The following is an 11,285-nucleotide window of genomic DNA, read 5'->3' on the forward strand; positions in this document are numbered from 1 at the left end:
TTCGCCAATTCATTGTTTTGCGTATTTTCGGTTCCGCCCTCTGTCTGCGTCTCCGCTTGTCCGGACTCTTTGCTCTCCGACATTCCGCTCTCTTCGGACCCGCTTTGCATTTTATTTGTCTGCCTTTTATTAGACTTTATTTTATTCCGCTGATTCCCGCTGGTCTGCTTTTTCTCTGACTGATTGCCGCTGGTCTGCTTTTTCTCCGACTGGTTGCCGCCTGTCTTATTTTCACTTGCCTGCGTCTCCTTTTGCCTGGACCCACTTTCTCTGATCACCGCTGAAGATTCCGATTTGGGGGTATTTTCTGTTGACTGGGGATTGGAGCCACAAGCCGTCATGGTAATGGATAATGCTCCCAACACTGCAATTGTTGTTCCTTTTATAAGTATTTTTTTCATATAGTTGTCCTCACTTTCCTGCGCATATCCAGAGCATGCCTGGATCAATTGTTTGTATCTACAGTATTTATCATATCACCTAAATCTTAACCAATCCTTAAAGGAACATGATGAAATCTAAACGACAATTTTAAATTCTAATTTGATCCGGTACAATTCCTGAGTTTCCTCCACCTGACAGCTCCCTTCCATCTTGTCCATCATCCCCTTAATATTTCGGATGCCGATCCCGGTGCTCTCTACTTTTTCCGACTTTTTTAATTTGTGGTTTACAAATAAAATAGATACCTGTTCTTCCCCATAAATTGTAGAGATCACAATATCTTCATTGGAATCCGCATATTTGATTATGTTAGATACAATATTATTCATCACCCTGAGAACGTAATCCACGGAGACCTCAACTTTAACTTCACGAAATTCGATGTTCTGGTTCACCCGGAATCCACGTTTCTGCAATGATAATACAAGTTCCGACATAATATCGTAAAATATATCCTTAAAAGACTGGGGATCCATAAGTTCGATTTCTTCTTCCCTCAGAATCAGGAAAAATTCAAACATATTATCTGAAAGACTCTTGATCTGGTTTGCCTTTTGATCAATCTTATCTATGTAATCTTCCATCTGATCCGCACCATGATACTTCTTACTTTTTAATATCTGTGTGTAGAGCAGGAGGGTTGTAAGCGGTGTCCGAAGGTCATGGGACATCTCCGTAACCAGATCTTTATTTGCTTTTGTCAATTTTTCATCCCGGTCCACGCGAAGCTTAAAGGATTTTCTCATTTCATCCAGCCCTCTGGCTAAAGCAGAGAGCTCGTCATTTCCTTTTAATGTAATCGGACAATCCAGCTGCCCTCCTTCCAAGATCTCCACCTCCTGCTCCAGAATGCCAATATAATCAATTGTCCTTTTAATTCCAGCCATCACAATACCGATAAAAACCAGGCAGGAAAGAAGAATTTCTGCTATCATCGCATAGTTAAAAACCCGGTAATCATAAAAACCGTCCAGAAAAACATCCGCCTGCGCATCTGCAAATTTCATAGGATAATATGCCTGCCACCCAAAGTATTCCGTTTCCACATCATTTTCGGCTATGATATCATTATTCGGATAATACGAGTCGTAGATCAGCACAGAATCCTTATAAATGCTGATATGTACAATATCCTGATCCCTGACCCATTTTGTTATCTTATCCGTATCTGTTGTAGAAATATGATTCTTCTGCACGTAATCCTGAAATTTCTGGGCATACTTTGACTCGGTCTTTTCCACATAATCTGAAGTTTCAAAATAATTGTTCAGTTTTGCTTCCACTCCCTTATGCAGAAAATAATACAGACCACCGCTTATTAAAAATGCAATCACCATAATCCGCACAAGCTTTCTTCTCAGACCGCTTTTTTGAAGTTTTCTCTTTTTATCCAAACCGATACCCCCTGCCCCAAACTGTACGAATGCACTTCGGCTCCTGCGGATTGTCTTCAATCTTCAGCCGCAGCTTACGGATATGAACCATGACCGTTCCATTTGAAACATAAAAATATGGTTCATTCCAGACGCTTTCGTAAATGTTCTGTATTGTAAAGATTCTCTTTGGATGTTTCATCAGCAGAAGTAATATTTTATATTCAATATCGGTTAAAGCCAGCTCTTTATCCCCTTTACAAACCTCATTATAAGATTCATTAATCCGGATCCCCATTCCATTAACATAGCGGTCTTCCGTTCCCTCCTCTTCTTTTCCCTTATAAACGCAGTATCTTCTCACCAGTGCCTTCACCCTTGCCAAAAGCTCGGAATAAGAAAACGGCTTGGATAAATAGTCATCTCCCCCAGCCATCAGTCCCATTAACTTATCTGAATCCTGGGACTTGGCAGTCAGAAAAAGAACCGGCACATTAGACACTTTCCGGATCTCCTCACAGGTTCGAAAGCCTGAGATCCCGGGCATCATAACATCCAGAATAACCAGGTCCGTATCGCTGTCCAGGAGTTTAAGCCCTTCACTTCCATTCTCAGCCTCTGTCACCGCGTATTCTTCACCTTCCAAAAGAATCCTGACACCTTCTCTTATCTCTGCATTGTCTTCAATCATTAATATATTCATTGCTGTACCTCCCGGAATTTTTATTTAGAAAACCCATAATTTCTTCAATTGATGATAGAAATTATGGGTCTCATTATAATTTATGATATATCTATAATATTAGTTTTTTTATTCTGTTCTCACTGACACACATTTATATCACAATTAGACATGTTCTCAGTATAACAGCTTTTGAGAAATAAACATTTAGCCGGGATGAATTTCTTTTTAATATTATCTTAATTAAAGCTTGTGCTCAGGTATGGTTTTGGCACTAATTCGTTATTCGCATATAGGCTCACAGAATTCAGGCTCATTTATCAGACCGAACGGCGGAAGTACTGTAAGCGCCGACCAGTCATCTCCTGCGGCAAATACGGGAGTAGATGCAATTTCAATACAAATGCGGTTTCTGCCCTCCTTAAACGGAATTTCCAGATAATAGGGCGGTCCTATTCTTCTGCCCGACACTACTCCATTTACAAAAATCTCCATGCCGTTTAGAGTATCCGTTATCCTCAGGCACTCCCTCTTGTCCTTAACAAAATACACCTCTGTCTCGTATCGCAGATATCCGTTGAACTTATTCTTTGCTGCCCAGTCTGTCAAATCCTGAAAAACCTGATCCCCATAATACAATTCTTTGAAATTAGCATCATCATCTATATTTGCATACGATAGTTTCCATGGGCCTCCTAATTTTCTGCCTGACTGCTCATATGAAACATAATAAGGCAGAATATCTTTTTCTTTTTTTAATATGTAAACTGCCGCTTCACCCGGTTCCAGCTGCAGCCTCGCCTTTATAATGCCATTTCGCTGTTTAGATGGAATTCTATACAGCTGATTTTCAAATGCATGGTAACGGTAACAATACTGTAATTGATTGGTTTCTAAATTTATTTCTACTTCAGTATCTATTATATCCCCTGTGCTCTCATTAAAACAATACAGTGCCGTTCCCCCATCATATTGATACCGGTACGTTCTTAAATCAGGTAAGCTTGCCGCCGTGCGGACGGAAAAACCTATCTTATTTTCTATTGCAGATGCCAGATTGGACAACGATACAACCTCCGATCCCAAAAGCGGGGTTCTAATCTCCCGCTCCTGTCCTTCGCAAATCCCTTCAGGCAGACCATCTATAAAGTAAACAGGAATCTCCGATTTCAATAGGGAAATGACCTTATCCACCGCCTGTGCAGGCAAATACTGGCTAAAAGGGATTACCAAAGCTTTATAACTCTGCGGTCCGATCTGAAAAGCCCGGTCTTTTGCCATTATACTTGTCTTTAACAGCGCATCTGCACTGATAATATCACAATCAATCTGATTTTCCAGCAATACCCGGACCGGCTTCTGAAACAGCATTGCTTCTCCCGCCCATTCCGCATCCGCATGATATAAAACCGCAGCCTGGGATATGTATCTGCCTTCTGAAAACAAGTGGGACAAACCCACCTACCCTGCACAAAAACGGCCTGCAAATCAGTTCTCACTGATCTGCAAACCGTCTAAAGTCCACATCTGTTCTTCTATATCCACTCTTTTATTTTTTCAAATAAAACCTGTCACATTCCTCCACACTGCTATCCACACCTATATACACTTCAAATTCCCCTGCCTCACTCTCAAAGACCTTATTCTCCGAATAAAAACGAAGCATTTCTTCTCTGATCTCAAAAGTCACTGTTTTTTCTTCCCCAGGTTGTAAATGAACCTTTTGGAAACCTTTTAATTCTTTTACCGGTCTTACCACACTGGCTTTCACATCCCTGATATACAGCTGCAGTACCTGTGTTCCTGCTATATTTCCTGTATTCCTGATGCTGACTGAAGCCCTTACAGTATCCTCCGGCTGCATTTCCCTATGGTCCAGTTCTGTCTTAGAGACTTCAAAATCAGTATAGCTCAATCCATATCCAAATGGATAGAGGGGTGCATTTGGAATATCCAGATATTTTGAGCGAAACCTGTCTTTGTCTTTGCCCGGTACATGCGGCCTGCCTGTAGAATATTCATTATAGTGTACCGGTACCTGTCCAACGCTGTAAGGGAAGCTCATAGTCAGCTTGCCGGAGGGGTTGTATTCCCCGGTCAGTACATCCATAATGGCATGCCCGCCTTCCGTTCCCGGCATCCAGACTTCCAAAACAGCCTTAGCCTTTTGGGAAATCTCCCTGATATCCAATGGTCGTCCATTAAAGAGAACTACTACTACATTTGGCTGTACCTGGCAGATCTTCCGGAACAAATCCATCTGCACTTCCGGTATTACAATCTCTGCCCTGCTGCATGCCTCTCCCGATTGCAGCCGGTGTTCTCCCAGCGGCATGATTACAACGTCAGCCTCTTTTGCCGCCTTTATTGCGGTATTCAGCATTTCCGCCTGCTTCTGTTCTTCATCCTCCGGGTTTGCGGTATTGTTTGATTTCCCTTCCGCTTCATTGCCGGCCGCAAATCCTTCTAATTTCACCGTATCATCTAATACCGGGCAGCCCTGGCAATATGTTGTTCTGCTTTGATCCAACACCTCCATGGCTGCATCCTTAATAGAAACTGCATCTTCACTTTTCCCAATAAACGACCACGCTCCCAGTATTTCCCTGCTGTCTGTGTATGGACCTATAAATGCAATTTTTTGTTCTTTTTCTACCGGAAGTGCCCCCTCATTTTTCAGCAAAACAAACGACTTACGCGCGCATTCCCTTGCCAGCTCCCGGTGTTCTCTGCAGAGTATAATCTCCCGGCTTTTTTCCTCATCCGCATCCTTGTATGGGTTTTCAAAAAGCCCCAGCTTGTTTTTCAGTTCCAGAATACGCATGGCTGCTTCATCTATCAGCCGTTCCTCTACCTTACCTTTTTCTATGAGTTCCTGCAGACGCTCGGAGTAAATACCGGTCATCATATCGATATCCACACCTGCTTCAATTGATCTCTTCGCAGCATCAAGGCGGTCTTCACAATAGCCGTGATAAATAATCTCTTCCATGGCAGCCCAATCAGAAATCAAGACACCGTCAAATCCCATTTCCTCGCGAAGAATATCACGCATCAGCCATTTATTACCCGTTGCCGGGACGCCGTCAATCGTATTAAAAGATGTCATCACCAGGGCACTTCCTGCCTCTATACCTGCCTGATATGCCGGAAGATAAAATTCCCGCAGAGTATGTTCGGACAACTCCACCGTATTATAATCCCGCCCGGCATCCGGTGCCCCATAACCTGCAAAATGTTTGATGCAGGCAGCTACCCGGTACGGCTCCTTTAAGTCGCTGCCCTGAAATCCTTCCACCATTGCTTTTGAAAAACAACAGTTTAAATAGGTATCCTCTCCTGTGGATTCCATGACTCTTCCCCACCTGGCATCCCTTACAAGGTCCACCATTGGTGCAAAAGTTATGTGAAGCCCTGATACCGCAGCCTCTTTTGCCGCTGCCTTTGCACAGCTTTTGGACATTTCCGGTTCAAAAGCAGCTCCCTGTCCCAGAGGAATAGGGAATACGGTTTTATATCCATTGATAACGTCCAGCATAAACAGCAGCGGAATATGATGCGGCTGCTTCTCCATATATTCTTTTTGTACCTTCTTAACCACATCCGCTCCTGCAAGCCCTATTACAGAGCCTGCCTGCGCCACACTTTCTTCCGTAAAACCGTTTTCCCTCATAGGACCGGTGATTACGGTCTTTCCAAGGTAAAAATCTCCTGTCACCTGCAGCATCTGGTTAATCTTCTCTTCTAAAGACATGCTTTTCAATAATTGTTCTAATTCTGTCTGTTTCATTATGGTACCCATTTTATATTGCAGGCACTCCTGCAACACTGCCATCGTATTGTGGCAACCTTTCTATTGTTATTCTATTATTGAATTACCTGAAGTTCTATTATTGTTTGGTCACAGTCATTGCTGTGTGCCATCATTCACTATAGTTTCTTCTATATTCCAGCGGTGAACATCCGGTATTCTCCCGAAACATCTTCGTAAAATATGAAAAGTTACTGTATCCTACGTGAATAGAAACAGTATTTATAGGAAGCTTACTCTGAGTCAAAAGCCTTTTTGCCACCTCCACGCGCTTCTGAATCAGATAATTGCTGATGGACAATCCTGTTTCCTTCTTAAAAATTCTGGAAATATAATCTGTATTAAGATACACCAGATCCGCCAGATCACTCCTTCGTATATCTTCCTGGTAATGCATATCGATATACCTTCGCAGCTCATCCACTACAGAGGTTGACTCCTGGATAAAACCAATATGATTTACTGCTTTTGCCACATAATGGCTGACAAATTCCTTTGCTCCCCATATGCCGTCTACCGCCATCAGATAAGCCTGTTCACTCTCCTTTGCACCGAAAAGCAGATGGGCGGTAACCTCCTGAGCCGCCAGATAAGAATAGATCAGCTGGACAACGTCCATACGGAACTTTTTCAGACTCTCCAGGGTAATCATCACATCCCGTTCCATTTGCTCCAGATACGCATACATACTGGAAATCAAATCTTCTGTTTTGTATTCTTCCAAAAGTGTTTTCCACATCTGCAAGTGGGGATTCTGATAAACAATCTCTTTTCGCTCATAATTTTCGACGCACATCACACAGTTCCAGACTGCCAGGTTTTCTTCCCTCATTTTCTTAAGACCTGTAAAACTGTCAGAGAGCTCATTAAAGGAAGCCTGATTTCCTGCACCGAACCAGATATTTTTCTTCAGTTTTCCTTTTGCCCAGGACAGAAACATTTCCATAACTGCCGGCAGCCTGTCTGAGATCTCTCTTTTTTTACCACCGTTTCCACGCTTCTTTAATATGGCAGCATAGCGGTAACGCTGTTCGGGATATACGGTTTCAACTTCCAAATCCATATCGTTTACAAGCTCACCCAAAACATTTCTGATAATAAACTCCAATATGCTTTCATCCCAATTTTCTGAAGTTCTGCCGCTGTCATAAATATGCAGATACAGCGGTATAAATATATCCTCCATTGTATAATCCAGATGTTCGAATACTGGAAGATCGAAAACCGTATACTTATTTTCCATGACATCTTTTAGAAAATTTTCATGCACAAGCCTTTTATTCCGATCCCACTTTTCACATCCGGTCCGGTACTCCTTGAATTTCTGCTGCATCTCACATTTTTCCACTGCCTTTACAAGCACATCCGACAACTTTATAAAATCAATGGGTTTGAGCAGGTAATCAACGGATTCCAGTGCGATTGCTTTCTTTACAAACTCAAATTCCGCATAGCTGGTTAGAAAGATAACCTGTATCGGATATGCCTGTTCCCTCACCCAGTTTACAAAATCCAGTCCGGTACCCTGGGGCATAATAATATCACTGATGATGATCCGGATGGGAATCATCTCTACGATGGTCTGTGCCTGCTGCATACTGTTTGCCGTATAAATATTGGTAACGGGAAACCTGTCCCAACAAATATTTTTCTTAATGCTGTCAATCACATAATTTTCATCATCTACGATTAGAATGTTCATTGCATTACTCCATTATTTATTTCCCCATTCTCTCCAGCAGCGTCTTCCACCGGGATATGAATATCCACAATTGCCCCTCCAAGTGGACTATTTTCAAAATGAATCTCTCCCTGAGCCCCATAAAAATACCGAAACCGCTTCAGACAGTTTTCTATTCCAAATCCATGCCCATTGGCATTTGGTAACGGGAGCCCCTGATTTAATCTGTCCAGGACATCTTCCGGAAATCCCTTTCCGGTATCTGATATATATATGTTTACGAATTCTCCCTCTTCCCGTTCCTCCGGATATACCGTAACCGAAATCAGAATCTTCCGTTCCATGGTCAGTGCATGTTTTGCCGCATTCTCTACGAATACCTGAATCAGGAATGGGAAAATCTCCGCATTTATGACCTCATCGTTTTGCTCTATATAATATTCAAATCCACCCTGGTAACGAAGCAGTAGAATGTCCAGGTAATTTCTGCAATGATTCAGCTCTGCTTCAATTTTTACTTTTTCCAGATTATTTTTGAAAACATACTGCAGATAATCTGCGGTAATGGCTGACATCTTTCTCGCGCTTTGATATTCTTTAAAATCAATCATACTGTAAATAAAATTAAGGCAGTTTAAATAAAAGTGTGGTCTGATCTGCAGCTTCAGAAAATCCATTTCTATTTTTTGCTTTTCCAGTTCCTGCTCGTACAGGGTGATTTTTAACTTCCGGATCTGATGCATCATTTTGCGGAACTGTCCGTCCATCTGCTCCAGCTCCAGCAGATTGCTGTCCGTTATATTATAAGTATAGTCCCCTGCATCATACTGAAGCAGATTATCGGTAAATTTCTGAATGGGGCTGAGCACGTACTTTCTCAGATAAAATACCATTCCATACCCTGCTGACAGAAGCACCAGCACCAGAACCAGCAGTGCAGCCAGTACCACCGACAGAATACCAATGATCTTTTCCCCGGATATATGCAGCTCTAAGAAAAACGGCGCACGTTTCATTTCTTTTACAATTATCGTCCACTCTTTTTTCCCGGCACCATATGCTCCGGCTGCCAATTCCCCGGTATTTTTATTTTCATTGTCTTCCTTCTTCCTGCTGTTGTCTTCAATTCCCTTATCCGTAATTCTTCCAATTACCTGTCCATCATGGCTGACCATCTGCACATAGCCGTCACCGCCGGAGGTAATCTTCTGAAAGGGCTCCAGTATATCTTTTACATTTACATAGCATCCCAGGTAAATACCCTTTATCTGAGCCGCTTTATAAACATAGTTGCCTTCTTTAAGGAACAGACTGTCCCATTTTTGCTTAATAGAATAAGTTGTATTTTTCTTAGACTGGATTTTCTCAATCAGAGAGCGCTTAATCTTGTCGCTAAGCAGATCCGTATCCGCATCCAGATCCAGATTGATAAATTTGCCGGTCTCCTCCAGGTATAAGAAAAAGTGATACTCTTCCCCGTATTCCCAGGAAAACTGCAGAAAATCCTCCCGGATCTTCCCGATGGCATAATTGATCTGAATATCATTCTGGCTGTCTTCACAGATTAGCTCAACATTTTTCCGGAATACAGATTCCTCTGAATTATCTTCCATGATATTTATCAGGATTCTTCGGCTGATGCGGAAAAAGCGGTTATCCAGTTCATCCATATAAAGTTCTGACATCTCATTCATATTTCTAATTGCCTGCTTACGGATATTCTCAAGGATAACGCCGCCCAGAAAAATATAAAGTATCAAAACCGGAATTATTATCTTCACAATTCCTTTCATCTGCTGTGCAATATTTTTCTGCTGCCCATCCTTCTTTTTAATCATCACCACTCCTTACTGCTGTAGTACTAGCCCTTAACGGCCCCCAGCGTTATTCCTTCTGAAAAATATTTCTGTAAAAACGGATAGATCAGAAACAACGGCAGCATCGCTATAAATGCTATCGCCATTCGAATTGAAATGGTAGGCATCTTCGCCACTTCAGCCCCTATATTACCCGCCACCTTACCACTGGCAAGATATTGAATGTCCGTAATCATCTGATTTAACAGATTTTGTATTCCATATAGCTTCTGACCACTATTTCCTGATAAATAGTATAAACCATTCGTCCAGTCATTCCAATAGGCAAGTCCGGAAAACAGCCCCATAGTTACAAGAATCGGCTTCCCAAGAGGTATCACTATTTTTCCAAAAATCTGAAAATGGGTGGCACCATCGATCTTCGCAGCTTCGTATAGTGCATCCGGGATACTTCCTGTAAAATATGTACGGATTAACAGAATATTATTAGCACTCAGCAGCAGGTTTGGAACCAGCAATGCAAATAGTGTGTTTTTAATTTGAAAATAATTAACATACATCAGATAAGATGGTACTAAGCCCCCATTAAACAGCATTGTGAAAAACACAAAAAATGTAATTGCCCGCCTGTGGGGCAGCGTTTTCACCGATAGCGGATAAGCCATAAGGGCAGACATTGAGATATTTACCACCGTCCCCAGAAGCGTTACGATAATCGTAATTCCATAAGCCCTTAAAATTTTGTCGCCCTGCTGAATAATATACTGATACGCATATAGGCTGAGTTGTTTTGGAAAAAACGAATACCCCTCCCGTATCAGTGTATTTTCATCTGTAATAGATGAGATAAAAACCAGCAAAAACGGTAAAATAATAGAAAGCGTTACAATTATGAGCAGTAGATTAATAATGAACTGATAACGTTTGTTCTTTTTCGAATGATACATTTTTATACCCCCTGCATATTGCAGACCTGACTGCAATACTGCCACCTTTAAATCCTGTTAGAAGAATCTTTGGGTGGCTTCCTTTCTGTTTACTGAGTTTCTTACTAAAATAGTGCTTTTTCTTTATCTGCCCGTCTGACCACCCAGTTACTGACCATAACTACCGCAAATCCTACAAGAGACTGATAAACGCCTGCCGCCGAAGACATGCTGATATTTCCCTGTTCAATTAAAGCACGGTATACATATGTATCAATTACATTTGTGGTAGGAAGAAGGACACCGGAGTTCATGGGAACCTGGTAGAATAACCCGAAATCCGAATAGAAGATTCTCCCAATACTTAATAGAAGCAGCGTAATTATCGTAGGAACCATACATGGAAGGGTAATTTTCTTAATCTCCTGCCATTTCGTTGCCCCATCCAGCCTGGCCGCCTCATAAAATGTGGGATCTATGCCAATCAAAGTCGCAATATAGATTAAGCATCCATACCCAACCCCTTTCCAGCAGTTTGCGATTACTAATAT

Annotated in this window: 9 protein-coding genes; all 9 read right to left on the reverse strand. The window is 41.9% G+C overall.

The window, feature by feature from the left end; genetic code table 11:
- Positions 1-401 (reverse strand): hypothetical protein (locus tag RHS_RS27575; RefSeq protein ID WP_395023607.1); only part of this gene is annotated, 401 nt, incomplete at its 3' end.
- Between the two features lie 117 nt (positions 402-518).
- On the reverse strand, positions 519-1,838 hold the full coding sequence (locus RHS_RS27580; RefSeq protein WP_395023608.1) for a histidine kinase dimerization/phospho-acceptor domain-containing protein: 1,320 nt from the start codon (positions 1,836-1,838) through the stop codon (positions 519-521).
- Positions 1,831-2,520, reverse strand: a complete 690-nt coding sequence (locus RHS_RS27585; RefSeq protein WP_027295232.1) for a response regulator transcription factor — start codon at positions 2,518-2,520, stop codon at positions 1,831-1,833. Before RHS_RS27585 ends, RHS_RS27580 begins: the two co-directional genes overlap by 8 nt.
- 261 nt (positions 2,521-2,781) lie before the next feature.
- The gene (locus tag RHS_RS27590; protein ID WP_395023609.1) at positions 2,782-3,945 is read right to left on the reverse strand and encodes a hypothetical protein; all 1,164 of its coding nucleotides are present in this window, start codon (positions 3,943-3,945) and stop codon (positions 2,782-2,784) included.
- A gap of 103 nt (positions 3,946-4,048) precedes the next feature.
- The gene (bglX, locus tag RHS_RS27595; RefSeq protein WP_047834994.1) at positions 4,049-6,289 is read right to left on the reverse strand and encodes a beta-glucosidase BglX; all 2,241 of its coding nucleotides are present in this window, start codon (positions 6,287-6,289) and stop codon (positions 4,049-4,051) included.
- A gap of 133 nt (positions 6,290-6,422) precedes the next feature.
- Entirely contained in the window at positions 6,423-8,012 is a 1,590-nt protein-coding gene (locus RHS_RS27600) for a helix-turn-helix domain-containing protein (protein WP_047834990.1), read from the reverse strand.
- Positions 8,009-9,829: a sensor histidine kinase gene (locus tag RHS_RS27605; protein WP_047834991.1), complete on the reverse strand. Its 1,821-nt coding sequence runs from the start codon at positions 9,827-9,829 to the stop codon at positions 8,009-8,011. The genes RHS_RS27600 and RHS_RS27605 overlap by 4 nt, the downstream gene beginning before the upstream one ends.
- Before the next feature lie 23 nt (positions 9,830-9,852).
- Complete coding sequence (locus RHS_RS27610) at positions 9,853-10,755, reverse strand: carbohydrate ABC transporter permease (RefSeq protein ID WP_027295243.1); 903 nt, start codon at positions 10,753-10,755, stop codon at positions 9,853-9,855.
- Positions 10,756-10,859: 104 nt separating this feature from the next.
- The coding region (locus RHS_RS27615; RefSeq protein ID WP_047834992.1) for an ABC transporter permease subunit at positions 10,860-11,285 on the reverse strand (426 nt) is incomplete at its 5' end.

Origin of the sequence: Robinsoniella sp. RHS, assembly GCF_001029355.1 — a bacterium.
Lineage (GTDB): Bacteria > Bacillota > Clostridia > Lachnospirales > Lachnospiraceae > Robinsoniella > Robinsoniella peoriensis.